Below are 25,495 nucleotides of genomic sequence, written 5' to 3'. Positions count from 1 at the left end.
CTCACAATATCAGGATGCCGCCGAAGCCATCGTCGGGCGCGGCCATGTGCCGACCGAGCGCCATGATGTGCGCGACGACGCCGTCGATCTTGTTTTCCGGCCGCTCTTTGCGCGGATAGACGTTGTCCTTGGTGAGGTCCGGCCTCACGACGACGTTCGAGAGCATCCAGGTCATGACCGGATCGCCGTTATGGGCGATGGCGCGGGACCGGACGAGGCCCTCCATCTCCTTCAGCGGCTCCGAGAAATTGAGGACCGTCTGACCGACCTCGACGCAGGTGACGTTCTCGCGGCCGAGGGCCGTGACGAACATCGTCGCCTGCGAAGGATCGAAGGCGACCTCCTCGACCGTGTGATCGCGGATCAGGCCGCCCGTGCGCTGGCCGTCCTCTCCCTCGACCCCGACGATGTCGTCGAGGATCTGGAAATAGTCGGTCATGTCGCCGTCGGTCGGCGTGATCCACTTGTCGCGGACCCAGCCGTGGTAATGCTCGTTTTCCCCCAGCTCGACCGTCTTCTCGGGCAGATAGTAGCGCCCGAAGCGCGCATAGCGCCGGCCGTTCGCCTGCAGCCTCTCGACGATTGGCGTCGGATCGCAAGCGGAGAGGTCGAAGACGATCTCGAGCGCGGCGATATCGACCTTCGAGGCGAGGTCGAGACCGAGCCGGCAGGGCTGTCCCCGGAAGTCGGCGAGGGTGAGCTTCTCCTCGAGGCTCTCGACCCAGCGCTGAACGTTAAAATAGGCCGTCGCCGCCTGGACCCAGACGTTGAGATGCTTCGTCTTGAAGATCCCGACCTTGCGCGCGTTGTTGATCGCATCGCGCTGGCGGGCCTGCAGGAACTCGGCCGAGACCGAGACGTCGTAATTCGGGTTGGCCATCCGGAGCGCCAGCTCCGTCGTCCAATCGACGTCGGGATCGACCGTGAAGATGAGCGCGAACAGCTCGTCGTTCTCGATAACGCCCTGCAGCACCTTCTGCGCCTCGACCTGTGCGGCGTAGCAGGGGCCCGCGAGGTTCGACCCGGCCGTCGTGATGATCAGCAGGAGGGGCTGCTCGCGCGCCCCCATCCCGGTTTCCATGGCATCGACCTGCGCGTCGGTCGGATGCTCGTGATACTCGTCATGGATCGAGCAGGAGGGCGAGGATCCGTCGCCGGGCCGGCCGATCAGCGTTTCGAATTTCGAGCCGTTGTGAAGAACATGCATGTTCTTCGCGTTGAGGCTGAGGCCGAACTTGCGCCGCAGGGCCGGTAGCTTCTGCGCCATGAGCTTGGCGGGCTTGAAGACTTCCCAGGCCTGCTTTTCGCTCGTCGCCCCCGAATAGACCTCGGCGCCGTGCTCGCCATCCGCGACCAGCATGTAGAGGCCGATCGCGGCCGCCCAAGTGGATTTGGCGTTCTTGCGCGGCTCGAGGATGAGCGCCTTGCGGTACCGGCGCAGGCCGTCCTTCTTCCGCTTCCAGCCGAAGAGGACGATCGTCTTGAAGCACTGCCACGGCTCGAGGCGGAGCCGCTCGGCCTTCCGCGCCCATTTCCCCTTCGTGTGCGGCATCCGTTCGACGAAGCGGCAGGGGCGCGTCGCGGCCCGCTCGTCGAAATAGAAGGAGTAGTCCGGATCTTCCTGGCGAGCCAGGCCGTCGAGATGGCTCTGGCACTGAAGCCGGATCCATTTGCATTGCGGGATTTCGCCGGCGACGACGCGGCGGGCCCAATCCGTGCCGACGGCCACATGCTTGAACGGTCCAAGCATGCGGGCGCCCTCAGAAGTCGGCGAACTCGTCCTCTTCCTTCTTCCCGGCGGCCGAGACGCGCGAGCGTGCCGCCGGCGAGAGGCCGAATTCGGCCAGGAGGGACTGGACGTGTCGCAGCGCTTCGTTGCGCATCGACACCTCGGGACGGGCTCGCACCATCTGCTTGACGACGAGCGTGCCGTCCTCGCCCGTCGTGGTCTCGGCCTTCGAAACGTACACGCGGCCGGCATCCTCGATCACGGCCGTGCAGATCTCGACCTCCTCGATGCGCGAGGCCAGCATCGCCAGCATCGCGGTGTCGGAGCCTGAGGCGAGACCCATCTCGCCGAGGATCTCGACGAGGCCCTCGAAGATCTCGGCCGCGCGTTCGGACAGCCAGTCGGGCGCGACCGGCGGCGCCTTCGAGCCCTCCGGCGCCGACGGGTTCATGCGACAGGCCTGCGCCGTCCCCGTGATCAGCTTCAGGTGATCGGGCTTCGGCTTGCGACCCGCCATCAGTCGACGATCTCTTCGCCCGGCAGGACGACGAAGCCCCGGTGCCAGCGCTCGCAAACCGACACCATCTCGCGGATGTGATCCGGCGGACGGCCTTGGCGGCGCATCCGCGCGATGCATTCGGCGGCTGGCGTCGGGAGGATCACGACGCGGGCGCCGAGCCGATCGCGCAGCTGCTGGCGCAGCGTGAGGTTCTCGCCGCAGGTGATGATCCACGCCGCACGCAGCTCGGCCTGAGCGCGCTCGAGGCGGGCGAGGACCGCGTCCCGTGCCGCGAGCACGAAGGGACGGATCGCCTCCGGCTTCCAGCGGCCCTCGTCCAGCGTCAGCGCGTGGTAGAGCGCGTCGACGTCGACGACGAGATCTGCGTGGCGGCGGTGCCGCTCGACGTAGCTGCTCTTCCCCGCGCCAGGCGGGCCGCAGACGATCGTGATGGAGGTCGCCGGGCCCGCATTGACGGGGCGATGACGCGTCGGACGGAGGGCCAACTTTTTTCCTCCATTCTGCACGCGTGAAAAGAAACCTAGATGGCCGGTCCCCAGACGCACCGCCCCCAGACTTTTCGGCCCCCCCCCCGGTCACGACCGAGCCGCGATTATCGAAGTCGATGCGCGTCGATCGCAGGGTGTACGGCGAAAGACGGAAACCGTTGGCAAGGCTTAGCCATTTTCCGCGGTATGCCGGTATACTTCTTCGAGAGCGTAGATGGGACACACCTCGAAGTGGGAGATGGGCTCGAGTACCCAGACCTCAGGACGGCGACCCACGAGGCTGCAAGGGCGGCGATAGGGCTGATGAGCGATGCCGCCCAGGCGGGCGTCATTGAGCGCGTGACCGTGATAATCCGCGACCACAGTGGTATTGAGCTGGCGCGGACGATCGCCTCCGTGACGATCGACGTGCCAGGTGGTTGGAAGGCAGTCTGATGCCGGGGGCATTGTTTAAGCGGATCGAGCGCCACGGTGCATTGAGTGAGCACGAGCGGCGCGCATTGCTCGACGCTGCATCCAGGCGTCGCGAAATCCCTGCCAAGCACGAGCTCGTCGCGGAAGGCAACGTCTCATCGGAGAGTACGTTGATTGTCGAGGGGTTCGCGCTTCGGCAAAAGACGCTTGAGGACGGGCGGCGCCAAATCACTGCGATCCACGTTCCTGGCGACTTCGCGGACTTGCACTCGTTCCTGCTCAAGAAACTAGACGACGGCGTGGAAACGCTCACCGCCTGCAAAGTCGTGATGTTTCCTCATGAAAATCTCAAGAAGCTATCGGATGACTTCCCCCATTTAACCCGCGTCTTGTGGTTCATGACGCTCGTTGACGCCGCAATACATCGCGCCTGGATCATGGGAATGGGCGCTCTCAGCGCACCTGAGCGCTTGGCGCATCTCTTCTGTGAACTCAAGGACCGGCTAACGCAGGTCGGTCTAGCTCAAGCTGATCGTTTCAGGCTGCCGCTGACCCAGTCAGAACTCGGCGACGTCCTCGGGCTAAGCGCAGTACACGTCAATCGCTCGTTCCAACAACTCAGGATGGACGGAATTGTCCAAACCGACAAGCGAGATATCATTGTCAGTGATTGGGACGAACTTCGGCGCTTCGCGGACTACAATCCGGATTATCTTCATCTCAACCAGACCGTAGAGCGTGACTAGACGAGGCCACTTGCCAAGACCGAACGCATAGCCGCGCGCTCCTCGCGTTGGATGGTGCGATCGTGACAACGCTTGCAGGTGGATTCGTGATTTGAAGGATCGAAGAACAGGACCTCGTCGCCCCGATGCGCGGTGCGATGGTTCACGACGCAGGCCGCGGTGATGCGGCCGACCCGAAGGCAGCGCTCACAGAGCGGCTGCTTCGCGAACTGGACCTCGCGAGCCTGTTGCCAGCGAGGGTCCTTGTAGAGCGCCCGCCAGGGCTGCTCCCGACCCCGCTTGCGATCATGGGCCTTACGCTGCTCTCGCCGCCGCTCGGCGGGCGCCTTGACGCCTGCGGGGCGATGTCGTGCCGGGGCTATCGGCATACGATCGCCTCCACAGCCCCCGGCACATGGACATGCTCGATGGCGCCATCGGCGCCCTCGAAGACCCATTCCAACGCGCCCCGATACTTCTCGTTCTCCAGCACGTACTGGACGGTGCCCGGGCGCCAGAGGCCGCCCCGTAGCCCCCGATGCCCGTCGGCGTTCAACCGATCCGCGATCTGGCGCAACAGAAGGCCGTCCTCGCGCAACGCGAAGATCAGCCGGATGAGCCGGGCCTCGCCCTCGACCACCTGGAGTGTGCCGTCCTCGCGCCGGCGATAGCCGAGCGGGGCCGATCCGCAGGCGAGGCCGCCCTTGCGCCCCTTGGCGATCCGTCCCGACTTCGTGCGCAGCGTGATCGTCTCGCGCTCGCCCTCGGCCATGCCCGCGAAGATGGCGAAGATCATGCGGCCCATCGGCGAGCCCGTGTCGATGGCCGCCTCGGTGACGGACCGCAGCTCGATATCGCGGGCCAGCAGCTCGTCATGCACCGTCGTGATCGCGTGGCGCAGGTTGCGCGCCAGGCGGTCGAACTTCCAGACGAGGAGGACGAAGCCGCCCTCCCTCGCCATCTCGAGGATGCGCCCGAACGCCTGGCGTTCGGCCGGCAGCGTCGCGCCGGAGATCCCGCGATCCGCGAGGACCTCGAGCATCTCGTAACCCTGGCTCACCGCGAAGGCGCGGATTGCTGATTCTTGGATCTCGAGGCCGAAACCATGCGCGGCCTGTTCTTCCGTCGAGACCCGGCAATAGCCGACGGCCCTTCTGGATGAGGCCTGGAGGCTGGCCTGCCGGCTCTTGGCCCGGGCCAGTTTTCGAGCAGCGCGGGCCGAGCCTGCCATGCTGGCCCTCCTATGCGCTCCGATCGCCGATCACAGAGGGGAAGGAGGCCCAAAAAGGGCCCGTTCCGAGCTTTCGTGAAAGCTCGGAATAGGCGAATATCGCGCCGCTCGCGAGGCCGGTTCGACCATGCGCTGCGTTCACTTCGTCGGCTTTCGCGACGATCGGTTCTGGGCCGCGGTGCGGGTGTTTGGACGCCCGCACATGATCCATCACCGTTGGGATGCCCGCGCGAAGCGCGAGATTGGCGACGACGATGTCGTCGTGTTTGCGACCGGCGACGAGCACCAGCCCGTGTCCCGTTACAACGGCCCTGACCTGGACGAGCGGCTCTACTCCGAGCTGCTCGGCTTGCCCTGGATCGACGACAAGGCCTAAGCCGCCTCGGCAAACGCTCCGATCCGCTCGGCCGTCCGGCCCGTGAACCGCTCCCAGCGGTCGAGCACCAGGTCGACGTAGGCCGGCATCAGCTCGAGGCCGAGGCAGATGCGGCCCAGCTCCTCGGCCGCGATGAGCGTCGAGCCCGAACCGAGGAAGGGATCATAGACTAGGTCGCCGGGCCGGCTGTGGTTGCGCATCGGCCGGCGCATGCATTCGAGCGGCTTCTGGGTCGCGTGACCCGTGCGGCCGTCATCGATGGAGCGCCAGCCCGTGGCGTTGGCGATGTCCCAGACGGTGCGCTGCTTCCGGTCGCCGGTCCAGTATGCGGTCCGGCCTCGCCGCACCGCATACCAGCAGGGCTCGTGCATCCAGTGATAGGCACCGCGTGAGATCGCGAAGTGCTGTTTGCGCCAGATGATCTGGCTTCGGACGAGGAAGCCGGCGGCGCGCAGGGCATCCTGCGTCACGCTGCCGAACAGGGCGCCGTGCCAGACATAAGCGACGTCGCCCGGGAACAGAGCCCAGGCCTCGCGCCAATCCGCACGGTTGTCGTTCGCGACGGTGCCCAACGAGACCCCGGCCTTGCCGAGGCTCCACTCGCGCCAGGCCGGATCGTAGCTCACGCCATAGGGCGGGTCCGTCACCATGAGGTTCGGCCTGGCGCCGCCCAGCGCCAGGCCGACATGACGTGGATCGGTGGCGTCGCCGCACACGATCCGATGAGGTCCGAGCGCCCAGAGGTCTCCGGGACGCGCGCGTTGCTGCACGGCCGGCCTTGCTGCCGGCTTAGGATTGGTCTCTCGCATGATCCGTGGCAGGACCGCCCAGCCGCGTGCGCGGTGGCGGGAATGGCCGAGTGACCGGCCGGCCGAGGTCATGCGAGGCTTGCTCCTCGCGCTCGAGGTGTGTCCAGCACCCCGGGCTCCCGCCTCTTTTCGAGAGCGGGATCATCCTAGCGCGTCGCATCCGTCCAGGCGAGGCACGTCGTGAAGGGTTCGATCGAGGCCGCGTCGGGCCGAGGATAACGCGCAGCTCGCGAGGGTGTCTGCCCCGGGCGCTCGATCGAAGACGATAGGCGGCAGGATTCGAACCTGCGGCACGGCGCGCCGTGCATTTCCGGAAGCATGGCGCTGCCACCCGCTTCCGACCTCCACCGAATGAGGGCGCCACCTCGGTTGGCCCGAAGGCCGAAACTGTCCGCCGGCGCGCGGATCTCTGGGCGGCCGGCGGCGGATGCATCCTGCACGCCTCCCACCCCGCCGATGCATCGAGCACGGGGCGATATCTCTCCGCACCGGCGCAGCCCGGGAAGGAAAGACGGCTCTTATGTCGGCCTCCGGGGGCTCCGGTCCCGGCTGCGCGGTTCCGGCCCGGAGGCCTAGGTGAATGGGGTTGCCCCGCCGTTACATCCGCGGTCGGGGCCGATAATCTTCGCCGCCTCGGTCGAGGCCGCAAATCTTATCGTGTGGGGAAGCGCCGGCCCGGCAAGGGCGGCAGCGCGGGGCGTTTGCCCTCGCTCCGCAGCACCTGGCGCAGGCGCTGGACGAGGTCGGAGCGGATCTCGTGCGGCAAGTCCGGCCGGCGCCGGTCGGCGAGCGGCATGCGGGCGAGCGAGGCGGCGATGGCCTCGATCTCGCTCGCCGCCGCCGGGGACATCAGCCGGGCATGGTTCGGCGCGAACCCGCAACAGCGGGCGCGCGATCGAGGGTGATCTCGAGGTCGACGCCCTTCAGGGTGCGTCCCTCGTAGAGGAAGTCGCCGACCGTCGCCTCGAGGCCGCGGCCGGCATCCAGCTGCTCGCCGATCCAGCCCGTATGCCGGGCCGGCACGAAGCCGCAATGGCGATGCTCGCGCCCGTCATAGGCATAGACCGCGATGGCATCCGGATCGTGCGTGTTCTCCGGGTCGCGCCGCAGCGTGACGACGTCACCCGGCGAGAGCAGCTCGAGCACGACGTCGCGGCAGGGCCGGCCGGTCTCGCTCGGAAAGGGAAGCCCGACGATGCCGGACGGGTAGGTCGCTGTCTTCACGCGGCGCCCTCCGGACACGAAAACGCCCGGACACCGATTCGGCTCCGGACGCAAGTTCTCATCGGGGCCGCTCTTACAGGTCCAGCGCCGACGTCGTCAACCGGACCCGACATTGCGCGCGCGGGCCGGATGCATGATGTTCCGCGTCTGTTCTCATTAGCCGGAGGGCCACATGGTCGACAGCTGGGATCTGAGCCGGGAGAAGGAGCGGTTCAATCCGTACCGCATCGACCTCTGGAGCCCCGAGGACAAACATCTACGCCTGATCGCGGTCTCGTTCGATCTCCAGACGGGGCGGGCCGCCTTCGCCGGCGCCGTTCGCACATTTCGGGGCGCACGCATCACCCTGAGGGAGCGCGCCCGCGTGATCTGCACCACCGAGCGCGATGAGGATCGGGACGAGGCGCTGGCCTGGGTCGAGCGCTACCTTTTTCCCCGAGAGGACGCCGGCGCCGCCTAGCCCGCCTCCCGCACCCGCTCGGCCGCGTTCGCGATCACAAGCCGGTCGACGATCCGGTCGACCTCGTCGCCCTCGACCACGCGGGCGCGCACCTGCGCGGCCGGGTTGACGACGTCGTCGTTCGCCGGCTTCGGCGGCAGGATGCCCCAGGCGATGGCGAGCAGCTCGAGCCCGCGCCGCAGGCGGTCGATGGCCACGGCCGCGGCCGCGCCGCGATTGGCGAAACCCGCCTCGCGCCCGGCCGCCTCGAGCGTCGCCTCGCCGCAGCAGATCCCGAAAAGGATCTGCCAATGGCCGCGCTCCATCCCGTCCCGGGCGGCCCGGAAGCGGTGACGGTGATAGGCCGCGCTCTCGGTCGAGGGCGTCATCCAGGCCGGGTGGCCGCTGCCCCCGCCCGAGCGCTCGAGGTCGATCGAGCCCGGCCCGGCATCGAGCCCGGCGAGATACCAATGCTGCCGCAGCTGATCGCCGGTCTCGAAGAGCTTCGCGTTCCGATAGACGTCCGGATCGAGCCGCCCTTGGACGGCGAGGCGGTCGAGAGAGCTCTGCGTGACACGCACGATCCCGTCCGCGCCCACGGGGGAGCGCACTGCCGGGTCCCGGGCCACGATCTTATGTCCGCTGTTGCGCTGGATGATGGTGACGCCTGGCAGCTTCGCCAGCCGCTCCGGCGTCGGGCCGTCCTGGCCGGGCATCGCGATCGGGACGAGGCCGCGAATGGGTGCGAGACTAACCTTGGCTTTCCGTTTACCCATGACGACGAAGCGATCCCCGCTGCTCTGCGAGAATCAGCACCTTGCCGCTTGTTCCGCTGTCAAGTTCTGGCTGCCGGTCGCGATACGTTTGAACTTCGTCTCCGGGCGGCAAGCGGACTGTCGGCTTCGCATCTAATGCCCGTGGATTGCAGGCCGTCGCTACATACAACGCGTGGCTTTCCTCGCGTCTGGATCTAGGCGTAGGATTGCCATGAAGATGTTACGACAACCTAGTATTCGACGAAAAACGGAGCGGCAAGGCACGCGAACATGACTATCCCTGATGTGGCCCATAAAGCAACCAATAACACAAGAACGTCCTACGGCACGCCTGCAGAAGTATTTTTTGCCTTCCTAAAACTTGGGTTGACGTCATTCGGTGGCCCCATCGCCCACCTTGGTTACTTTCGCGAAGAGCTGGTCGTTCGCAGGAGATGGGTCAACGAACAGGGATATGCTGACCTGGTCGCCCTGTGCCAATTTTTGCCCGGTCCAGCATCTTCGCAAGTCGGTTTTGCACTCGGCTTTCTGCGCGCTGGGCCTCTAGGGGCGGCTGCAGCTTGGCTGGCATTCACAATGCCATCGGCGATCCTGCTGATCGCTTTTGCGTCACTCGCCGGCCTGTTCGATGGACCTGTCGGCCAGGGCCTGATTCACGGACTTAAGCTGGTAGCCGTTGCCATCGTAGCTCAGGCTATTTGGGGCATGGCCAAGAGCCTGACCCCCGATCGACCACGCGCTGCAATTGCGCTCTTTGCGATCTTGATCGCAGTCTTGGCGCCAACCGCTCTGGGCCAGATACTCGCTATCGCATTTGGTACAATCGCAGGATTTTGGTTTTGCCGAACCGATACCGCTCAACAACCCGTCCAACTCGCGTTCAATATTACCAAGCGTGTGGGCGTGACGTGCCTCATACTCTTTTTTGGCCTGCTGTTCGGGCTTCCGCTGCTCGCTGGGCCATCTGGATGGCAGCCCTTGAAATTGATTGACGTGTTCTACCGGTCAGGGGCCCTAGTCTTTGGTGGTGGTCACGTTGTGCTCCCGCTGCTGGAAACCGAGGTTGTCAGGACGGGTTGGGTCAGCACCAACGATTTTCTCGCCGGATATGGCGCAGCACAAGCGGTCCCCGGGCCACTGTTTACCTTCGCGTCCTATCTCGGGTTCGCCATGACGCCGGAGCCGAACGGTCTGATCGGAGCGATGATCTGTCTGATCGTGATCTTCGTGCCTGGCTTCCTTCTGCTCGCCGGCGCCATTCCATTCTGGAATGCCTTGCGGCATCAATCCTGGGCTCAAGCGGGACTGAAAGGCACCAACGCTGCCGTGGTTGGGATCCTCGGAGCGGCGTTCTATAATCCCGTCTGGACAAGCGCAGTTTTGTCACCAATCGACTTTGCCATCGCCGTGATTGGCTTCGTCGCCCTGGTGGTGTGGAAGGCGCCATCTTGGCTTATGGTTGTTGCCGTCACCATTGCTGGGTTGGCGGGTAAACTACTGATCGGCCCATAGCCGCGGACGCGATGCCAGCCGTTCAGACGGAGCCACGGCAGTTCGGCACGACGGGGCGTCTTGGATTGCCACCTTCACCAGCCGTCCGGCGGCCTCGAGCCGGTCCTCGGCCGCGAGCCCGGCATCGATCGCGGCCGCGTTGACGCGCTCGCGCGCGATCCCCTCGACGATCGCCGCCGCGCCGCGGCGCCAAGCGCGTTCGAAGCGGCTCCGCGTCCAGCCGAGGCCTCGGGCCCGGCCGGCGGCCGAGAAGCCGCCGGCCTCGGCCTGGGCGCGCAGCACGAGGGCGCGCCAAGCCGGGAGATCGTGCATCAGGAAGCGCCGCCGCCAGTTCACCTGGCTCTCGACCTCGCCCGGTGTCGACACGAAGGCGCCATGGCCTCGGAACAGCTCGGCGAGGACCTCGCAGACGTCGTCTAAAGACCTGATGCGGTCGGGCATGATGCCCCTGCAATATGGAGCCGAATTCGCGTCGGGCCATGCATTTTATGCATTTCCGGCCACGGCTCCGCCTCGGAGCGGTGTCCCCGCCCCCCAAAAGCGCCCCGAAACCCCGTGAATGCGTGCCGTTCGGCCGTCGTCAGGTCGGCACGGGCCTTGCGGTGCTCCTCCCGCCGAGCCTCATCGGCGCCGAAGGCGCCCTTTCAACAGTGTTATCCCGCGAAGCGGGATGCCGCTCATGTGTCTTCAGGCGCGTGGTGCGAACTAAACTTCGCCCTATGCCCTGAAGGCCGCCGCGCCCTCTCCACCACTTCTTCACAGCCTCGAGGCGGCCCCGCAGGGCACCGCGGGAGGGATGGAGCGTGACGACGCTGGTCTCGTGCCGGCGCCGATCGCCCGGGCGGATCTGGACGCAGAGATAGAGAAGGGATTCGAGCTTGCGCAGCGCGTGCTGGGCCCAGCGGCGGGACACGCCCGCGAGCGCCGCGATCTTGCCAACGGGCAGAAGGCAGCGGCCGAGTTTCATCACCTCCTCGAGCACGATGGAGAGGACGGCCGCCTCGCCGTTCGTCAGTTCCTCGGAATCCTGCGGATGGACGAAGGTTTCGCGGGACAGTCGCCGCCGGCGCTCGAGGCTCTCGGGCGTGATCGGCCGCGAGCCGACGAAACTGTCGGGATTCCGCGCCTTCGCGGGCGGCTTCTCGGCCGGTTTGAGCCGCGCCTCCAGGATCTCGACGAGATAGCCCACCTGGCCTTCGGTGAGCTTCCCCTCCGAGAACCGGGCCCACACGCCGCCTCGGACGCCTTTCAGGCTGTCCCAAGGCCCCGATCGCGCGGCCTGAACGGCCTGCTCAAAGTAATAGCGCTGGCGAGCGCAGCCCTCGTCCGAGAGCCGCTGCTCCTGCGTCTGAACCCCTGAATCCATGATGGCGCCGGGCAACAGGACGCCGTTCCGGAAAGCGGTGGCTTTCCGGGCGGGCGTGCCGGCGCGCCGCGCGCCCGCCCTGGCGGGTTCGCGGAATCGGAAGACCGTGCGCGGCGAGACGCGACGGCCGGCTGTGATCGTGAAGGGGTGAAGGGCCAGGCGCCGGCGCGCGGCCTTCGCGAGCATGGCTATTCGCCGGGCACGCAAAGGCTCATTGAGGGAATCGGGTCGGTCCCGAAACCCAAGCGATGGACGCCGCCGAAAGGCGGACGCGCGGGGATAGGCGGCTGGGCCCGGGGCCCGTCGGCGTTGGCGCGCCGGCGGGTCCCACTCTCTCACGGAGGCCCGCGCGCCGGCGGGAGACGATGCCCGTCCGTGCGGCAGGGATGACTCGGCGCCGAAGCCTGGATCACAGGACGCGGCGATGCCGATTCGTTCTCATTTCCGGTGAGAGGTGGGCTCCAGAGCGTCCATCGGAGGATCGCCCGAAAGCCCATCGGTCAGGATCCCAGGTCGGGATTCGGAGGGATGCCCAGCGACGTCACGCCACCGCCTCCCGCAGGGTGGCGCGGGCTTCCGCATCGTTCTCCGTCGAGTGCTGATCCCAGCGCTCGCGGGGGGCCTGCAGATGCGAGAAGAGACAGGCGTAGCGGGGCGCCGGGCAGACGCGCTCGACCAGCTCGTAGAAGGCCGCGGGCTTCTCGCTATGGGCGCGGCGGGGCGCCATCATCAGCGTCGACTCGGCCGAGAGCTGGAAGAGGGGCTTTCCGCGCACCGCGACGAGACAATGCTCGGTCTGCTCGCGCAGGTACTGGCCGCGGCCGATCTTGTCCTTCCCCCAGGTGAGGACCGTCTTCACCTCGAGGCCGAGCGCGGCGAGGATGAGATAGGCCCGGCCCATGTGATGGTTCGTCGTCCAGAACCAGACAGCGAGATCCCGGTGGCCGATAGCCCCGATCGCGTTCCGCATGAACGCCTCGATCGCCTCGTAGGACATCTGCGGATAGGGGTGCGTGCCCCGGTCGGACGGGTCCTCGCGATCGGCGTCGAACGGCCAGGGCGGATCGGCCGCGATCACGCGATAGGGCCCGCGCGAGGGCAGCGGCGGCGGCTCGGCGCGGATCTCGGCCGCCTGGCGCATGACGACGAGGCGCCGGAAGGGACCGTCGACCTTCCCGGTCCGGTCCATGTCCCGTTGCAGCCGGCCGAACCGCTCCGGCTCGGCCTCGGCCGCCGCCACCACCTGCGCGGCCCGGGCCAGCTTCGCGGCCGAGACGCCGAGGAGGCCGGCGACGATGTCCCGCGTCCGGCCGCGCGGCGGCTCTTGCAGGGACCCCTTCGGCGTAAATGACTCCGAAGGGGTCGACACGGTCGGCGAGCCGTGGCTGCGGCCGAGGGTCTTTTGGCGCTCGCGCGCGGCGGCGGCGATCGCCGGCGTCAGGTCGCGCATCAGCGCCACCTGTTCCGAGGGCTTGAGCGCGAGCCGGTGGACGTTCTCGTCGAACTCGGCCGCGACGGCGTCGAGCCCCTCGACGACGCGGACCGGCGGCTGCGCGTCGAGCCCGAAGGCGAGGCGCCAGGCCTCGAGGCGCCGGCGGCCGGCGAGCAGCGTGCCGTCCGGCGCGATGACGATCGGCTGGATGAGGCCGCGGGCGCGGATCGAGGCGGCGAGGCCGCTGAGGTCGCCGAGATCCTGGCGGTAGCGCCGGCCGAGGCGAATGACGGGCTTCGTCATGCGCATCGTCGCACATCCCGGGCGGCACCGAGGGCGGCGAGCCAATCATGGGCCGCGCCGGCCGTATCGAAGAGGCGGACGATGTCGACGGCGGACATCGGCACGGGCGCCGTCTTGCGCGCGATCGACCAGCCGTCGCGGCCGAAGGGGCGGATCTTCAGTTCGAGCGGATCGAGCGCCAGTTGCTCCGGGGAGAAGGTCAACTCGCTCATGTCATCCCCAGCGCCTGCATGTAGAGATCCAGGATCGCCTCCTCCTCCTGCCGCTCTTCGTGGTCCTGTTTCCGGATCCGCAGGATCTTCTTCGTGACCTTGGTGTCGAAGCCGCGGCCCTTCATCTCGGAGAAGACCTCCTTGATGTCGTCGGCGATGGCGGCCTTCTCCTCCTCGAGCCGCTCGATGCGCTCGACGAAGGCCTTGAGTTCCTCGGCGGCGACGCCGGATTCGACGATGTCGGCCATGCTGGTCGCGCCGGGCGTGCGCATGTCCATCTAGGCTTCCCTCCGCAGGGCGCGCGCCATCGCCGCGCGCAGCGAGCCCGGCAGGCGGGCGACGGCTTCGAGGAGGCAGCGCACGAGGCTCATCGCTGCGCCTCGCCGAGCGCCGCCTCGATCCGCGGCCAGAAGGCGCGCAGCTCGGCGGCGAGGACGTGGCGGCCGGCATCCTCCCGGGCGCGGACGATCCAGTCGGGGTGGCGGCGCAGGCACGCCTCGACCAGCGGCAGCTCGTAGACGCAGACGAGGACGAGCAGGGCCCGCATGCCGGGCCGGGTCTCGTGCCGCAGCCATTTGCGCACCGTCTCCAGCGGCTCACCCGTCGCCGCGGCCACATGCGCGGCCGTCTTGGTCGGGTGCCGGGCGCGCAGGAACGCGACCAGGCCGTCCTGGTCGACGAGATTTTTCCAGGCCTGCGTCCGGACCCGGCTCGCGCCCGCGCCGGATTCGGACGGCGATGGGGAGGAGAGGATGGCCGGTGCCGCCGGGATCCAGAGACCGCTCGGGCGCAGCCGGAAGGAAGGCAGATGCAGCGCCGGAAAGGCCGGCATGGCCGGGAGGGCGGGCAGCGACGGCAGGGAGGGCCGGGCCGAGATCAGGCGGCCGGCCGTTTGCAGCGCGACGGCGCCGACGATCGCCGCCTCGAGCGACAGGGAGCGCAGCTCGCTCACGATCCGGCCGCCATCGGCTGCCGCAGGCCGTCGAGGAGCGGCGTCCGGTTCGGGCGGCGACGGGCGGCAAGCGCCACATCGACACGCGCGGCATCGCCGGACGGCACCGAGACCAGGACGACCTCGCCGAGCGCGAGATCCGCGTCGTCCTCGCTCGGATCGCGGGCGATCGGCGTGCCGCGGGGCCGTGGGGCCAGAAGCCGGCCGAGCGCCAGGCCGCAGGCCATGCCGGCCATCCAAGCGCCGAGGAGAAGGAGCACGGTGCCCGTCATTCGGCGGCCTCGGAGGTGGCGATGAAGTCGTTCGCCGTCAGCTTTCCTTCGCTAGCCTGGATGAGCCGGCGGATCGTCGCCTCCGTGGTCTTTTGGAGGTCCCGCTCGATCCGTGAGACGGTCGCCTTCGACAGCCCAGCACGCCCCGCGATCTGTTCGATCGTGAGGTTTTCGCTCTTCCGGAATCGGCGCAGCGGATGGGTCATGACTCGAGTAGTTGCACGTCGTGTAACAATAGAGTCAAGCGTTATTGCGCGTGGCGGCGACGACGCCACGTTACGTGCGGTGTAACTTCATCCGCATGGGCCGGCCCTTCAAACCAAGTTCCAAGCGCCATTACATCCGCGAGTGGCGAGTCCATCGCGGGTACTCGCAAGAGCAGGTCGCTGAAGAGCTGAGCGTTTCGAAGGCCACGATCTCGCGCCTAGAGACCGGAGATCAGCCTTATGGTCAGCGGATGCTGGAGGCGCTCGCCAAGCTGTTCGGAACCGAGCCCGCAAATCTGCTGATGCCTCCGCTGAGCGATACCGAGGCGCTGTGGGAGCTGTGGAAGCAGGCGCAGCCGCTGGAGAAGAGGCAGATCACGGACATGGCCCGGATCATCCTGAAGACTGGCACGGACGCCTGATCGTGCTGAGGCGCTTCCGCCGGCTTCGCGCTTCTGCTGTGGCGCCGGTCGAGGCCGCCGAGGCACCCGTTCTAGATCTCGACGCCGTCGAGATCGTGCTCGCCGAGGAATCGACGTCCTTCGTCCAGGCGGTTCCCATCCAGCCCGAAATCCCCGCCTTCCACGCGTCGGCCGAGCCGGCGGGGAGCCTGCTTGACGCAGTTCCTGTCACGATTCGGCAGGGGCTCGCGAGTGCGACCGACCTGGCGTCGCAAGGGCTTGGGAAAGTCGGGACCTTCGCCGATCAGGGCGCGCGGCTTGCCGGGGGTGCATTCGACCAAGTGACCGAATACGCCAAGGCGGCGAAGGTCGGCGTGACGACCGGAGCCGCCGTCGCTGTGGACGCCGCTCAAGCGGGCGGGCGCTTCGCGGGCAACGCGGTTCTATCCGCCGCGGATCTGGCCGCTGCATCCTCGGCCTCCGCGACGAAAGGCGTTGTTGCGGGAGCGGGCGCGGCGGTCGATTTTGTCGGTGGCGCCGCGTCCGCAGCCGGGCAGGCCGGGGCCAGCCTGGTCGATCACGTCGTCGTGAGGCCCGCCTTGGCGGTGTCTCGAGGCGTAGGAGCCGCCGGCGATGCGGTAATCGTGAAGCCGGCCAAGGCGGCCCGCAATCTGCTCCTGACTGTCCTGTTCACGGTGTGCGGGACCATCATCATCACAGCTCTTCTGATCGCCGTGACGGCCTTTTTTTACTTTGAGGCTGGCAAGGGGGCACCGTCGTCGAACGAGCGCCCCACGCAACTTCGACATCGCTAGGGAGGCTTCCAAAAACAAGCGTTCTGGGGCCGATCGCGCTCGCCAATAATCGGGGTTACGCTACGTGTAAAAACAGCTTGACTAGTTGTTACATGAGGCGCAACTTTGAGCCGTCCACGGAGACGGCCCATGTCTCAGATTCGTTGTTCTGACCGCTTCACCGACCCTCTCGCCGATCGACTCGACGCCTCTCTGGCCGACCCGGCCGATGAGCGCGCCTGCATCCTGGTTCTGATCGAGGGCGGCATCCGCGCCGCCATCGTCGCGGCCGGGCTCGATGAGGCCCTCGCCGAGGTTCGCCGCCGCCGCGCCCAACGCACCGGCGCCGCCTGCGCCCAGTTGCAGGTGGCGGCATGAGCCTGGCGCCGGACGCGAGCGCCGTGCTCCATCGCAAGGCCACGATCCACCGCATCCTGGACGAGGTCCTGGGTGTCGATCGCCACACCCTGCGCGACGATGCGAGCCTCGTCGACGATCTCGGCGCCGACAGCGTCGACCTCATCGAGATCGGTATCCTCCTCGAGGACGAGTTCGAGCTCGACGACCACGCCATCGACGTCGACGCCTTCGACGACAGCAGCACCGTCGGCGACGTCGTCGCGCTCGTCGAGGCCAAGCTCGGAGCGCCGGCATGAGCCCCGCCGATCGCGACCTCCTGCTCGGGGCCATGCACGCCCTCCGCAGCTACCAGCACGGCAATGCCGCACCCGATCTCGCCCGCGCCATCGCCGACGATATCGAGCGCCGCCTCGACCGGGTGCCGGGCCGGCCGAGCCTGACCCCCAACGAGGACAAGGTTCGGGCAATGATGGTGTGCTCTCCCGACAGGGAATCGATGAACGCCCCGGGACCGCTCGGAATCTTCGCTCGGCTATCGATCGCGATGCGCGAAGCGCGAGGGATCGCCGTCGCACGGGAACTCGATCGATCGACGGCGCCAACCGAGACTATCCTCGCGTTCTGCAAGGCAACCGCGTTCGAGGTCGTCGCCATGGCCTCCGGGGTTGGAGACGGCGGGTTGCCGGCGAAGCTACTCATGGCGAGCATCGCGAACCACGCCGAACGGGTCGAGCGAGAACTGGCGACGGGAAGTCGCCCTGTCGAAGAAGTCCGGCTTGAGCCGGAGCCAAGCGCATGAGCGGGGCGCGCCTCCTCCTCCTCGAAGACGTGCTCGACGCGGCCGAGCGCATTCTGCGCGATCCGTCCCGCAATGCGGTCCGCGTCTCGACGCGCGAGACCGTCACCCTCGCGGTGCTCGCTTTGCAGCAGCACGCGATGATCCGCGAGGCCGGGCTGTCCTATCCGCGCGCGCCCAAGGCGCCGCCCCTCCCGCCCCCTCTGTTCGGTCCTCTGGAGCGCCGCTGATGTCGCTGTCCCGTACCTTTCGCGGCCATGTCCACCGGCTTGGAGACGTCAACAAGGGCCTCGGCTCCTACCGCCGGCCGACGCTGATCGTCGAGCTCGACGCAGCCGAAGCGGCGGCCCTCGCCGAGCAACTCGGGCCCGAGCCGCTCCGCGCCCGCAACCTCCCGATTGTCTTCGCCCTCGGCGAGGCGGCCGGCGCGCTTGCGACCATCCGCGACGAGCTGCAGCCGGCGGAGAGGCAAGACGAGCCACCGGCCCTCGAGATCGAGCTGCTGAGAGCCATCCTCGCCCAGCTCGTCGCCCTGAATGCGATGATGCGCGCGCTGGACGTGAAGCCCCTGGAAAAGGCCGCCGGCGACATCGCCCGCGCGATCGGCGGCGCCGGCGCGGGGAGGATGCTGTGAGCCGGCCGGCGGTCGACCTTCGCGGTTGTGTGATTCAGCGCAAGGCGCGCCGGCGGCTGCCGGATGGAACTCGACAGATCGTCGACGCCTATCGCGAGTATCCGCGTCTGAGCCGCATCACCATCGATCGCGCCGGCGCGGGTCACGCGGTGATCTGGGCCGTCGACGACGAGGAGCAGCCGGATCTCCGAACGGCCCTGCGCCGTCTCGCCGGCATGCCGATCCAGCTGGGCTTGCCGCTGTGACCCGGACGCCGCGGATCCTGCGCGCCCGCTGGCGCTTCGTCGACCACCTGCGCACCGAGGCTGGCGGCTCGATCACGGTGCATGTGAGCGAGACCGATCCGCGACTCGAGCGCCGGCGCATTCGCCCGACCGGCCACGCCCGCCCGCTCGACGTCTTCTGGTGGGCCGGCGAGCCCTGTTTCTCGCCGAGCGAGGCCGCCAGCCGCGCGGCGATCGCAGCCGCCAGCCGGTCGCCTCGCCCCCGCCAATTGGAGCTGACCCTGTGACGACGGGCTACCCGCTCGCTTGGCCGCAGGGCTGGCCCCGCACGCTGGCGTCCGATCGCATCGACGGCCGCCATCGCTTCAAGCGTTCCGACCGCAAGCTCTGGACCTTCGCGGCGGCCCGGAATGCGCTCATGGAGGAAGCCTCCCGCCTCGGCTCCCGCTCCTGGGAGACGGTGCTCTCGACCAATTTTCGCCTCACGGCCGGCGGCGATCCGACGGCGGCGAAGGGCCGCCCGATCGACGAGGGCGTCGCTCTGTACATGCGCCGCAACGGGCGCCCCTACGTAATGGCCTGCGATCGCTACGTCCGGGCCGAAGAGAACATGCGCTCCCTGACGCTCGCGATCGCGGCGATGCGCCAGCTCGAGCGCCATGGCGGCGGCATCATGATGGAGCGGGCCTTCGCCGGCTTCGCCGCGCTGCCGCCGCCGGGCGGCCGGCCGTGGCACGAGGTCCTTGGGGTCTCGCCCGCTGCCTCTCTCCATGAGGTGGAGGCCGTTTTCCGCCGCCTCGCGGCCATCCACCATCCCGACGTCGGCGGCTCGGCCGGTGCCATGGCCGAGCTGAATGCCGCGCGTGCCCAAGCCCAAAAGGAGAGGTCATGACGATATCGCTCGACGCCGCTCTTGCCGCGATCGCGAGAGGCAACCGCATCCGACCGCAGCAGGTCGCCCTGCTCTGCAAGCGTGGCCTGCTCGCTGTCCGGCGCTCCCGCCCGATCGTGACCGAGGCCGGCCTCGACCGCCTCGGCTTCCGCAGCGATCGTCGCCGTCCGGCTAAAGGAGGCCGGCATGTCTAGCCGCCGCGGCTTCGCCTCTCTCTCGCCCGAGCGGCGTGCGGCCCTGGCCCGCAAGGGCGGCCTCGCCGTCCGCGCCGAGAACCGCGCCTTCTCGCGCGACCGCGATCTCGCCAAGGCCGCCGGTCGCAACGGCGGCCTCGCCTCCCGCAAGACGCCCGCCAAGGAGCCCGAGTGATGGCACGCGACCTCTCCGCCCACGAGCGTGAGCTGGCGCGCCACGCCCTCGGCCTGCCGCATGCCGACAAGCGATCCTGGCGCAACCATTACGTCGTCGGGTCCGGCCCCGATCACGAGGCCTGGCTGGGGCTGCTGCGCGACGGCCTGGCGTGCCGGCGCCCGGGCAGCCCGCTCACCGGTGGCGACGATCTCTTCTGGCTCACCCAGGTCGGCGCCGAGGGCGCGCTCGATCCCGGTGAGATGCTGGCGATCAAGGATTTTCCGTCCTCCGACTTCTCGCGCCGGCCGAGGAAGACGGCGTCGTGAGCCTCGTCGAGATCGAAACGGTCAATGGTGGTGCCCTCATCAGCTTCTGCCCCGGCCGCCCGTGGGCAGAGTATCGCGCATTCCGCCGCGACTTCCCGAAGGCGAAGCCGGCGGCGAACTGGCGCTGGTTTGTCCCCGGCCCGACGGCCGTGCGCCGGGTCGAGAAATGGCGCCTCGCGCGCGAACAGGCCGCGGCCGAGGCCGCACGTCGGACCCGTCGAGAAGCCCAGGACCGGGAATGGGACGCGGCCGCGCCGGCCGCTACGGGAGCGCTGTGATGGGCGCCCGCCCCGCCCCCGTGACGCAGGCCGACATCGCCCGCACGATCCGCGCGGCGCAGGCGGCCGGCCTGCCGATCCTGCGCATCGTCGTCACCCGAGACGGCGTCGTGGTCGAGACCAGCGGGACGGTGAGCCGGTCAGCCGAGGGCGAGCGACGTGACGTCGAGGCGGAGGCTGACTCGGAGACGATCATCCCCCTATGATCGGCTCCATGCCCCGCACGCGGCCGCCCCATCTCTTGCGCGAGGTCACGCGACACGAACGTGTCGTCTGGTATGTCCGCACCGATGGCGGCCGCGGCCGCCGCATTCGGCTTCCGGATGAGTACGGCACCGAAGCCTTCTGGGACGCCTATCGCGCGGGCCTCGCCGGCAAGGCCGTGACGAAGCCCGGGGCGCCGGCCGCTGGCACCCTGTCCTGGCTGATCGCCCGTTATGTCGAGAGCGCCGAGTGGTCGGACCTCAGCCCGGCGACGCGCAAGCAGCGCCATGCGGTCTATCGGCAGGTCGAAGCGAAGAGCGGCACGAAGTCGCTCAAGGCCGTCAACCATGCCTCGGTCCTGGCGGGCCGGGATGCGCGAAAGGACCGGCCGCATGCGGCCAACAACTTCCTGAAGGCGATGCGCGGTCTCTTCGGTTGGGCCGTGGCGCGCAGGCACGTCACGGTCAATCCGACGAGCGACATCAAGCTGCTCACCGGCGAGCATGACGATGTCGGTTTTCACGCCTGGACGGAAGACGAGGTAGCGCGCTTCGAGAAGCGATGGCCGCTCGGCTCACGTCAGCGTCTGGCCTTCGATCTGCTCCTCTACACGGGCCTGCGGCGGGGCGACGCGGTGCGCCTCGGCCGTCAGCACGTGCGCGGAGACGAATTCTCGATTCGGACGGAGAAGACCGGCGCCGTCGTCACGCGACCGATTCTCCACCCCCTCGCCGTCTCGATCGCGGCGGCGCCGACCGGAGATCTGGCGTTCCTCGTCACCGAGCGTGGCGCGCCCTTCGGGTCGAAGGAAAGCTTCGGGACCTGGTTCAAGAAGGTCTGCAAGAAAGCGGGCGTCCCGGGCTCCGCACATGGCCTCCGCAAGGCGGGAGCCCGCCGCGCTGCCGAGGCCGGCGCGACCGAAGCGCAGCTCAACGCGCTGTTCGGATGGGCTCAAGGAAGCCGCGAAAGCGCCACCTACGTGCGGACCGCGGACAACGCGAGGCTCGCCCGATCGGCGCCTGTTTTGCCCGCACCCTTGACCAAGGTGCGGGAGTCATCGTGAAAAACTTAGCAACATCAGCCTCTAATGAGAGGTGATGGTGCCCAGGAGAGGACTCGAACCTCCACGGCTTGCACCACTGGTACCTGAAACCAGCGCGTCTACCAATTCCGCCACCTGGGCCCGCCGTGAGGCGAGGCCGGTCGTGTAAGCGGCGGCGGCCGGGGCGTCAATGGGTTTCGCTCAGGGTTTTTAACCGTGCCTGACGAGGACGGGGCGGATCGCTTTACAGATCGAGGTCGCGGGACGACCCTGGCGCGGGATGCGGAACAGCAGCGGTTTCGCCGCCGGGCGGCGAATCCGGTCGTGAGCGCGTCCATGCCCCGCCTTCCCCTCGCCCTCTCCCTTCTGTTGCTGTCGACGGCCGCCGCCGAGGCGTCGGTGGTCGCCAGGATCAGCAACTCCAGCCAGCGCATGCAGGTCTATGTCGACGGCGCGCTCGCCTATCGCTGGCCCGTCTCGACGGCCCGGCGCGGATACGTGACGCCGGTGGGCTCCTATCGCGTCCAGCGCATGGAGCGGATGTGGCATTCGCGGAAATACGGAATGTCTCCGATGCCGTATGCCCTCTTCTTCCGCGGCGGATATGCCATCCACGGCACGGGAGCGGTCGGCATGCTGGGGCGTCCGGCGAGCCACGGCTGCGTCAGGCTCGCGACCGGCAATGCCCGCACGCTCTTTCAGCTGACACGTCGGCATGGCGGCGCCCGCGTCGTCGTCGCGCCATGAGGCAGGTCGCCGGCATCGAACAGGGAAAGGTCGCAACTCACCCGCGAAAGAGGAGGTCAGGCTCTTCGCTGTGGACAAGTGTGGATAACGCCCTTAGGAAGCCACGATCACCACATTTTCACAGGATCGAGCGCGTTGCGTCACGATGCGTTTTATATGGAACGTCGAGCTCAGACGCTCCCGATCGGGAGACTTGCCGGTCTCGTCATTTTCTTCACGACGATATTCGGTCTTGGCGTCGTGGTGTCGACGCTCTGATCCTGCCTGACGACGGCCGCTTAACCCGGCCCTGCACGCCGACGCGCGACGCGGTGCCCGCGGCCCACAGGCGCGGCCCGAGGCTCATGGTGAAATCCGTAGGGCCGGGGGGTAAAGAAGCGTATGAGATTCGATCGCCCGCGCGCGAGCGCCGGCCTGCGATCGGCCAATAGGTCAGGAATCACGAATGGCAGAGTTCACGCCGGACGCGTACGGCGCCGATTCGATCAAGGTGCTGAAGGGCCTCGACGCGGTCCGCAAGCGGCCGGGCATGTATATCGGCGACACCGACGACGGCTCGGGCCTCCATCACATGGTCTACGAGGTCGTCGACAACGCGATCGACGAGGCCCTGGCCGGCCATGCGACCGAAGTCGGCATCACGCTGAACCCCGATGGTTCCTGCACCGTCTCGGATAACGGCCGCGGCATCCCGACCGGCATCCATGCCGAGGAGGGCATCTCGGCGGCCGAGGTCATCATGACCCAGCTCCATGCGGGCGGGAAGTTCGAGAACACCGCCGAGAGTGGCAACGCCTACAAGGTGTCCGGCGGTTTGCACGGCGTCGGTGTGTCGGTCGTCAACGCGCTGTCGGATTTCCTGAGGCTCCGGATCTGGCGCGAGGGCCGCGAGCACTTCATCGAATTCCGCAACGGCAACAGCGTCGCGCCGCTGGAAGTCGTGGGACCGTCCGAGGGGCGGCGCGGGACGGAAGTGACCTTCCTCCCCTCCCCCGCGACCTTCAGCATCGTCGAGTTCGACTACCAGACGCTGGAGAAGCGACTACGCGAACTCGCCTTCCTGAATTCCGGCGTCCGGATCGTCCTGACCGACAGCCGGCACGGCGACGTCAAGCGCGAGGAGCTGTCCTACGAAGGCGGCGTCGAGGCCTTCGTGCGCTATCTCGACCGCTCGAAGACGCCCCTGCTCGAGAAGCCGGTCGTCGTGCGCGCCGAGAAGGACGGGATCTCGGCGGAGGTCGCGCTCTGGTGGAACGATTCGTTCTACGAATCGGTCCTCTGCTTCACGAACAACATCCCCCAGCGCGATGGCGGATCCCACCTCACCGGCTTCCGGAGCGCCCTCACCCGGCAGGTGAACGGCTACGCGGATTCGTCCGGCCTCACCAAGAAGGAGAAGGTGACGCTGACGGGCGACGATTGCCGCGAGGGGCTGACCGCCATCGTCTCGGTGAAGGTGCCGGATCCGAAATTCTCCTCGCAGACCAAGGATCGTCTGGTCTCGTCTGAAGTCCGCCCCGTGGTCGAGAGCATCCTCAACGAGGGCCTGTCGGCCTGGCTCGAGGAGCACCCCGCCGAGGCGCAGAAGGTCGTCGCGAAGGTCGTTCAGTCGGCGCGGGCTCGCGAGGCCGCGCGTAAGGCGCGCGAGACCGTGCGGAAGGACCCGCTCGGCATCGCCTCCCTCCCCGGCAAGCTCGCCGATTGCTCCGAGCGCGATCCGGCCAAGTCCGAATTGCTGCTGGTCGAGGGTGATTCCGCCGGCGGCTCGGCCAAGCAGGGCCGCGACCGCTCGTTCCAGGCCGTCCTGCCGCTCCGCGGCAAGATCCTGAACGTCGAGCGGGTGCAGTTCGAGCGCATGCTGTCGTCCGAACAGATCGGCACGCTCATCACGGCGCTCGGCACCGGGATCGGCCGGGGCGACGGCCCGAACGCCTTCAATCCCGACAAGCTGCGTTACCACCGCATCATCATCATGACCGATGCGGATGTCGACGGCGCCCATATCCGGACGCTGCTCCTGACCTTCTTCTTCCGGCAGATGCCGGAGCTGATCGAGCGCGGCCACCTCTACATCGCCCAGCCGCCGCTCTACAAAGCGAGCCGAGGCAAGAGCGCGGTCTATCTGAAGGACGAGCGCGCGCTCGAGGACTACCTGATCGAGGCGGGTTCCGACGGCGTCGTGCTGCGGCTCGAGAACGGCACCGAGTTCTCCGGCCCTCAGCTCCGGACGCTGATCGACGAGGCACGGGTGATCCGCCAGATCCTGTCCTCGCTGCATTCCCGCTACGACCGCGTCATCATCGAGCAGGCCGCCGTCGCAGGCGCTCTCTCGGAGGACGTCGCCAACGATCCGGACCGCGCCGGGCAGACCGCCGCCGCCCTTGCGGAGCGGCTCGATGCGCTCGCGGACGACACCGAGCGCGGCTGGGGCGGTGAAGCTCTCGAGGGCGGCTACGTGCTGGTCCGGACCGTGCGCGGCGTGACCCAGGCCGCGCATCTCGACCAGCTTCTCGTCGCCTCGCAGGAGGCGAAGAGGTTGCACGACCGTCACGAGGCTCTGGCACAGATCTATGGTGGCCCGGCCGTCCTCATCCGCAAGGACCAGCAGTTTCCCGTCGCCGGACCCCTCTCTCTGTTCGAGGCCGTGACGGGGCACGGCCGGCGGGGCATCCAGCTCCAGCGCTACAAGGGTCTCGGCGAGATGACGGCTCAGCAGCTCTGGGAGACGACCCTCGATCGCGACGTGCGCTCGCTCCTTCAGGTCAGGGTCCGGGATTCGGAGGATGCCGGCGACCTGTTCGTGAAACTGATGGGCGACGTCGTCGAACCGCGGCGCGAGTTCATTCAGGAAAACGCCCTCTCCGTCGCCAACCTCGACGTCTGACACTTCTCTCGAAGGCTCGCTGAAGCGGAACCATGCTCAGAACGATCGTCTCCGCCGCGCTTGTCGCCTGCACCATCGCGGCGTCACCGGCCCTCGCCCAGAGCGGAGCGCGGAAAGCCCCGCGTCCGGCCCAGCAGGATTTCGCGGCCGGCCAGCCGGGGACACCTCGGGAGCCGGCGATCCTCCTGACCGTGACCATGCAGGAGACCTATGACGGGCGGATGCTGTTCGCGCCCGACCAGATCACGGTGAAGCTCGGCCAGCAGGTGAAATTCCAGCTGCCGAATCTCGGCCAGCTCGAGCATCAATTCGTGATCGGATCGGTCGAGGAGAATGCCCGGGCACGCGCTCAGGGTGTCTCCGGCAAGATGGCGAACGGCACGACCGTCGCGCCGGCGACGACGGGCGACTTGCTCTGGCGCTTCACGAAGCCGGGCCAGTTCGAGTTCGGATCCCTGCTGCCGGGGCAGTACGAGGCCGGCATGAAGGGCACGATCACCGTCGAGTAGCACCCGCGTCGAGTAGCACCCGCGTCGATGCCCTCTTGACCCTCCCACGTCGGAAGGCCGCATCGAG

At 67.9% G+C, this 25,495-nt stretch carries 41 protein-coding genes and 2 tRNA genes; 24 read left to right on the top strand and 19 right to left on the bottom strand.

Going from position 1 to position 25,495, the window contains the following annotated elements:
• Position 1 precedes the first annotated feature (1 nt).
• The 3 genes from EV668_RS07270 to EV668_RS07260 are packed head-to-tail and all read right to left on the bottom strand — an operon-like array spanning position 2 to position 2,734.
• A complete protein-coding gene (locus tag EV668_RS07270; RefSeq protein ID WP_133769114.1) occupies positions 2-1,750 on the bottom strand; it encodes a terminase large subunit in 1,749 nt (582 codons plus the stop codon).
• Positions 1,751-1,760: 10 nt separating this feature from the next.
• Positions 1,761-2,246 (bottom strand): phage terminase small subunit P27 family, encoded by a 486-nt coding sequence (locus EV668_RS07265; protein WP_166652376.1) that lies wholly within the window; start codon positions 2,244-2,246, stop codon positions 1,761-1,763.
• On the bottom strand, positions 2,246-2,734 hold the full coding sequence (locus EV668_RS07260) for an AAA family ATPase (RefSeq protein WP_166652375.1): 489 nt from the start codon (positions 2,732-2,734) through the stop codon (positions 2,246-2,248). The genes EV668_RS07265 and EV668_RS07260 overlap by 1 nt, the downstream gene beginning before the upstream one ends.
• Before the next feature lie 39 nt (positions 2,735-2,773).
• On the opposite strand from EV668_RS07260, the gene EV668_RS25730 reads away from it, so the two are divergent.
• Together EV668_RS25730 and EV668_RS07255 are read left to right on the top strand one after the other, a co-directional pair.
• Complete coding sequence (locus EV668_RS25730; protein WP_425359588.1) at positions 2,774-3,172, top strand: DUF6894 family protein; 399 nt, start codon at positions 2,774-2,776, stop codon at positions 3,170-3,172.
• Positions 3,172-3,897 (top strand): Crp/Fnr family transcriptional regulator, encoded by a 726-nt coding sequence (locus tag EV668_RS07255; protein ID WP_133769111.1) that lies wholly within the window; start codon positions 3,172-3,174, stop codon positions 3,895-3,897. The genes EV668_RS25730 and EV668_RS07255 overlap by 1 nt, the downstream gene beginning before the upstream one ends.
• Here the strand turns inward: EV668_RS07255 and EV668_RS07250 are convergent.
• Together EV668_RS07250 and EV668_RS07245 are read right to left on the bottom strand one after the other, a co-directional pair.
• Positions 3,894-4,265 carry an HNH endonuclease gene (locus EV668_RS07250; RefSeq protein ID WP_208111487.1) on the bottom strand — a complete coding sequence of 124 codons (372 nt, stop codon included), beginning with the start codon at positions 4,263-4,265 and terminating at the stop codon, positions 3,894-3,896. The two genes, EV668_RS07255 and EV668_RS07250, sit on opposite strands and share 4 nt — an antisense overlap.
• Positions 4,256-5,107, bottom strand: coding sequence for a recombinase family protein (locus tag EV668_RS07245; RefSeq protein WP_133769110.1), 852 nt, complete (start codon positions 5,105-5,107; stop codon positions 4,256-4,258). Before EV668_RS07245 ends, EV668_RS07250 begins: the two co-directional genes overlap by 10 nt.
• A gap of 127 nt (positions 5,108-5,234) precedes the next feature.
• On the opposite strand from EV668_RS07245, the gene EV668_RS07240 reads away from it, so the two are divergent.
• Positions 5,235-5,483: a hypothetical protein gene (locus tag EV668_RS07240; RefSeq protein WP_133769109.1), complete on the top strand. Its 249-nt coding sequence runs from the start codon at positions 5,235-5,237 to the stop codon at positions 5,481-5,483.
• On the opposite strand, the gene EV668_RS07235 is transcribed toward EV668_RS07240, so the two are convergent.
• The 4 genes from EV668_RS07235 to EV668_RS07225 form a co-directional block, all read right to left on the bottom strand.
• Positions 5,480-6,253, bottom strand: a complete 774-nt coding sequence (locus EV668_RS07235) for a DNA-methyltransferase (RefSeq protein ID WP_245512909.1) — start codon at positions 6,251-6,253, stop codon at positions 5,480-5,482. The two genes, EV668_RS07240 and EV668_RS07235, sit on opposite strands and share 4 nt — an antisense overlap.
• 302 nt (positions 6,254-6,555) lie before the next feature.
• Positions 6,556-6,638, bottom strand: a tRNA-Pro gene (locus EV668_RS24715).
• 306 nt (positions 6,639-6,944) lie between these two features.
• Positions 6,945-7,142 (bottom strand): hypothetical protein, encoded by a 198-nt coding sequence (locus EV668_RS07230; RefSeq protein ID WP_133769107.1) that lies wholly within the window; start codon positions 7,140-7,142, stop codon positions 6,945-6,947.
• Positions 7,142-7,516, bottom strand: coding sequence for an HIRAN domain-containing protein (locus EV668_RS07225; RefSeq protein WP_166652374.1), 375 nt, complete (start codon positions 7,514-7,516; stop codon positions 7,142-7,144). The genes EV668_RS07230 and EV668_RS07225 overlap by 1 nt, the downstream gene beginning before the upstream one ends.
• 172 nt (positions 7,517-7,688) lie before the next feature.
• Here EV668_RS07225 and EV668_RS07220 point away from each other — a divergent pair, with 172 nt between their 5' ends.
• Positions 7,689-7,976, top strand: a complete 288-nt coding sequence (locus tag EV668_RS07220; RefSeq protein WP_133769105.1) for a hypothetical protein — start codon at positions 7,689-7,691, stop codon at positions 7,974-7,976.
• Here the strand turns inward: EV668_RS07220 and EV668_RS07215 are convergent.
• Positions 7,973-8,731, bottom strand: a complete 759-nt coding sequence (locus tag EV668_RS07215) for a DUF6456 domain-containing protein (RefSeq protein ID WP_133769104.1) — start codon at positions 8,729-8,731, stop codon at positions 7,973-7,975. The genes EV668_RS07220 and EV668_RS07215 overlap by 4 nt on opposite strands.
• Positions 8,732-9,001: 270 nt before the next feature.
• Here EV668_RS07215 and chrA point away from each other — a divergent pair, with 270 nt between their 5' ends.
• Entirely contained in the window at positions 9,002-10,243 is a 1,242-nt protein-coding gene (gene chrA, locus EV668_RS07210) for a chromate efflux transporter (protein ID WP_133769103.1), read from the top strand.
• On the opposite strand, the gene EV668_RS07205 is transcribed toward chrA, so the two are convergent.
• From EV668_RS07205 to EV668_RS07170, 8 genes are all read right to left on the bottom strand, one after another.
• A complete protein-coding gene (locus EV668_RS07205) occupies positions 10,226-10,684 on the bottom strand; it encodes a hypothetical protein (protein WP_133769102.1) in 459 nt (152 codons plus the stop codon). The two genes, chrA and EV668_RS07205, sit on opposite strands and share 18 nt — an antisense overlap.
• Positions 10,685-10,823: 139 nt before the next feature.
• Entirely contained in the window at positions 10,824-11,795 is a 972-nt protein-coding gene (locus EV668_RS07200) for a hypothetical protein (protein WP_133769101.1), read from the bottom strand.
• 355 nt (positions 11,796-12,150) lie between these two features.
• On the bottom strand, positions 12,151-13,344 hold the full coding sequence (locus tag EV668_RS07195) for an MT-A70 family methyltransferase (protein ID WP_208111486.1): 1,194 nt from the start codon (positions 13,342-13,344) through the stop codon (positions 12,151-12,153).
• Entirely contained in the window at positions 13,341-13,556 is a 216-nt protein-coding gene (locus EV668_RS07190) for a hypothetical protein (RefSeq protein ID WP_133769099.1), read from the bottom strand. Before EV668_RS07190 ends, EV668_RS07195 begins: the two co-directional genes overlap by 4 nt.
• Positions 13,553-13,804, bottom strand: coding sequence for a DUF2312 domain-containing protein (locus EV668_RS07185; RefSeq protein ID WP_133770042.1), 252 nt, complete (start codon positions 13,802-13,804; stop codon positions 13,553-13,555). Before EV668_RS07185 ends, EV668_RS07190 begins: the two co-directional genes overlap by 4 nt.
• 119 nt (positions 13,805-13,923) lie before the next feature.
• Positions 13,924-14,508, bottom strand: coding sequence for a hypothetical protein (locus EV668_RS07180; protein ID WP_133769098.1), 585 nt, complete (start codon positions 14,506-14,508; stop codon positions 13,924-13,926).
• Positions 14,505-14,780, bottom strand: coding sequence for a hypothetical protein (locus tag EV668_RS07175; RefSeq protein WP_133769097.1), 276 nt, complete (start codon positions 14,778-14,780; stop codon positions 14,505-14,507). Before EV668_RS07175 ends, EV668_RS07180 begins: the two co-directional genes overlap by 4 nt.
• The gene (locus tag EV668_RS07170) at positions 14,777-14,986 is read right to left on the bottom strand and encodes a helix-turn-helix domain-containing protein (RefSeq protein ID WP_133769096.1); all 210 of its coding nucleotides are present in this window, start codon (positions 14,984-14,986) and stop codon (positions 14,777-14,779) included. Before EV668_RS07170 ends, EV668_RS07175 begins: the two co-directional genes overlap by 4 nt.
• A 50-nt stretch (positions 14,987-15,036) precedes the next feature.
• On the opposite strand from EV668_RS07170, the gene EV668_RS07165 reads away from it, so the two are divergent.
• From EV668_RS07165 to EV668_RS07095, 16 genes are all read left to right on the top strand, one after another.
• Complete coding sequence (locus EV668_RS07165) at positions 15,037-15,408, top strand: helix-turn-helix domain-containing protein (protein ID WP_133769095.1); 372 nt, start codon at positions 15,037-15,039, stop codon at positions 15,406-15,408.
• A gap of 2 nt (positions 15,409-15,410) precedes the next feature.
• Positions 15,411-16,202 carry a hypothetical protein gene (locus EV668_RS07160; RefSeq protein ID WP_133769094.1) on the top strand — a complete coding sequence of 264 codons (792 nt, stop codon included), beginning with the start codon at positions 15,411-15,413 and terminating at the stop codon, positions 16,200-16,202.
• A 129-nt stretch (positions 16,203-16,331) separates the two neighbouring features.
• On the top strand, positions 16,332-16,559 hold the full coding sequence (locus EV668_RS07155; RefSeq protein ID WP_133769093.1) for a hypothetical protein: 228 nt from the start codon (positions 16,332-16,334) through the stop codon (positions 16,557-16,559).
• A complete protein-coding gene (locus tag EV668_RS07150; protein WP_133769092.1) occupies positions 16,556-16,837 on the top strand; it encodes an acyl carrier protein in 282 nt (93 codons plus the stop codon). Before EV668_RS07155 ends, EV668_RS07150 begins: the two co-directional genes overlap by 4 nt.
• Positions 16,834-17,340: a hypothetical protein gene (locus EV668_RS07145; protein ID WP_133769091.1), complete on the top strand. Its 507-nt coding sequence runs from the start codon at positions 16,834-16,836 to the stop codon at positions 17,338-17,340. The genes EV668_RS07150 and EV668_RS07145 overlap by 4 nt, the downstream gene beginning before the upstream one ends.
• Positions 17,337-17,567 carry a hypothetical protein gene (locus tag EV668_RS07140; RefSeq protein ID WP_133769090.1) on the top strand — a complete coding sequence of 77 codons (231 nt, stop codon included), beginning with the start codon at positions 17,337-17,339 and terminating at the stop codon, positions 17,565-17,567. The genes EV668_RS07145 and EV668_RS07140 overlap by 4 nt, the downstream gene beginning before the upstream one ends.
• On the top strand, positions 17,567-17,971 hold the full coding sequence (locus tag EV668_RS07135) for a hypothetical protein (protein ID WP_133769089.1): 405 nt from the start codon (positions 17,567-17,569) through the stop codon (positions 17,969-17,971). Before EV668_RS07140 ends, EV668_RS07135 begins: the two co-directional genes overlap by 1 nt.
• Positions 17,968-18,216 carry a hypothetical protein gene (locus EV668_RS07130; RefSeq protein WP_133769088.1) on the top strand — a complete coding sequence of 83 codons (249 nt, stop codon included), beginning with the start codon at positions 17,968-17,970 and terminating at the stop codon, positions 18,214-18,216. The genes EV668_RS07135 and EV668_RS07130 overlap by 4 nt, the downstream gene beginning before the upstream one ends.
• Complete coding sequence (locus tag EV668_RS07125; RefSeq protein ID WP_133769087.1) at positions 18,213-18,482, top strand: hypothetical protein; 270 nt, start codon at positions 18,213-18,215, stop codon at positions 18,480-18,482. The genes EV668_RS07130 and EV668_RS07125 overlap by 4 nt, the downstream gene beginning before the upstream one ends.
• Positions 18,479-19,087 carry a J domain-containing protein gene (locus EV668_RS07120; protein ID WP_133769086.1) on the top strand — a complete coding sequence of 203 codons (609 nt, stop codon included), beginning with the start codon at positions 18,479-18,481 and terminating at the stop codon, positions 19,085-19,087. The genes EV668_RS07125 and EV668_RS07120 overlap by 4 nt, the downstream gene beginning before the upstream one ends.
• Entirely contained in the window at positions 19,084-19,281 is a 198-nt protein-coding gene (locus EV668_RS07115; protein ID WP_133769085.1) for a hypothetical protein, read from the top strand. The genes EV668_RS07120 and EV668_RS07115 overlap by 4 nt, the downstream gene beginning before the upstream one ends.
• Positions 19,274-19,456 carry a KGG domain-containing protein gene (locus EV668_RS07110; RefSeq protein WP_133769084.1) on the top strand — a complete coding sequence of 61 codons (183 nt, stop codon included), beginning with the start codon at positions 19,274-19,276 and terminating at the stop codon, positions 19,454-19,456. The genes EV668_RS07115 and EV668_RS07110 overlap by 8 nt, the downstream gene beginning before the upstream one ends.
• Positions 19,456-19,764: a hypothetical protein gene (locus EV668_RS07105; protein WP_133769083.1), complete on the top strand. Its 309-nt coding sequence runs from the start codon at positions 19,456-19,458 to the stop codon at positions 19,762-19,764. Before EV668_RS07110 ends, EV668_RS07105 begins: the two co-directional genes overlap by 1 nt.
• The gene (locus EV668_RS24710) at positions 19,761-20,042 is read left to right on the top strand and encodes a hypothetical protein (protein WP_166652373.1); all 282 of its coding nucleotides are present in this window, start codon (positions 19,761-19,763) and stop codon (positions 20,040-20,042) included. The genes EV668_RS07105 and EV668_RS24710 overlap by 4 nt, the downstream gene beginning before the upstream one ends.
• A complete protein-coding gene (locus EV668_RS24705) occupies positions 20,042-20,248 on the top strand; it encodes a hypothetical protein (protein ID WP_166652372.1) in 207 nt (68 codons plus the stop codon). The genes EV668_RS24710 and EV668_RS24705 overlap by 1 nt, the downstream gene beginning before the upstream one ends.
• Before the next feature lie 8 nt (positions 20,249-20,256).
• A complete protein-coding gene (locus tag EV668_RS07095) occupies positions 20,257-21,309 on the top strand; it encodes a tyrosine-type recombinase/integrase (RefSeq protein WP_166652371.1) in 1,053 nt (350 codons plus the stop codon).
• Positions 21,310-21,344: 35 nt separating this feature from the next.
• Here EV668_RS07095 and EV668_RS07090 read toward each other — a convergent pair.
• A tRNA-Leu gene (locus EV668_RS07090) sits at positions 21,345-21,429 on the bottom strand.
• A gap of 195 nt (positions 21,430-21,624) precedes the next feature.
• On the opposite strand from EV668_RS07090, the gene EV668_RS07085 reads away from it, so the two are divergent.
• The 3 genes from EV668_RS07085 (at position 21,625) to EV668_RS07075 (ending at position 25,428) form a co-directional block, all read left to right on the top strand.
• Complete coding sequence (locus EV668_RS07085) at positions 21,625-22,035, top strand: L,D-transpeptidase (protein ID WP_133769080.1); 411 nt, start codon at positions 21,625-21,627, stop codon at positions 22,033-22,035.
• 445 nt (positions 22,036-22,480) lie between these two features.
• The gene (gene gyrB / locus EV668_RS07080) at positions 22,481-24,919 is read left to right on the top strand and encodes a DNA topoisomerase (ATP-hydrolyzing) subunit B (RefSeq protein WP_133769079.1); all 2,439 of its coding nucleotides are present in this window, start codon (positions 22,481-22,483) and stop codon (positions 24,917-24,919) included.
• A 32-nt stretch (positions 24,920-24,951) separates the two neighbouring features.
• Entirely contained in the window at positions 24,952-25,428 is a 477-nt protein-coding gene (locus EV668_RS07075) for a cupredoxin domain-containing protein (protein ID WP_133769078.1), read from the top strand.
• Positions 25,429-25,495: the final 67 nt, after the last annotated feature.

This window comes from Enterovirga rhinocerotis, assembly GCF_004363955.1.
In the GTDB taxonomy this organism is placed as follows: domain Bacteria; phylum Pseudomonadota; class Alphaproteobacteria; order Rhizobiales; family Beijerinckiaceae; genus Enterovirga; species Enterovirga rhinocerotis.
Note: the sequence above shows the minus strand (reverse complement) of the source record. Positions and strands in the feature narration are given on the sequence as shown.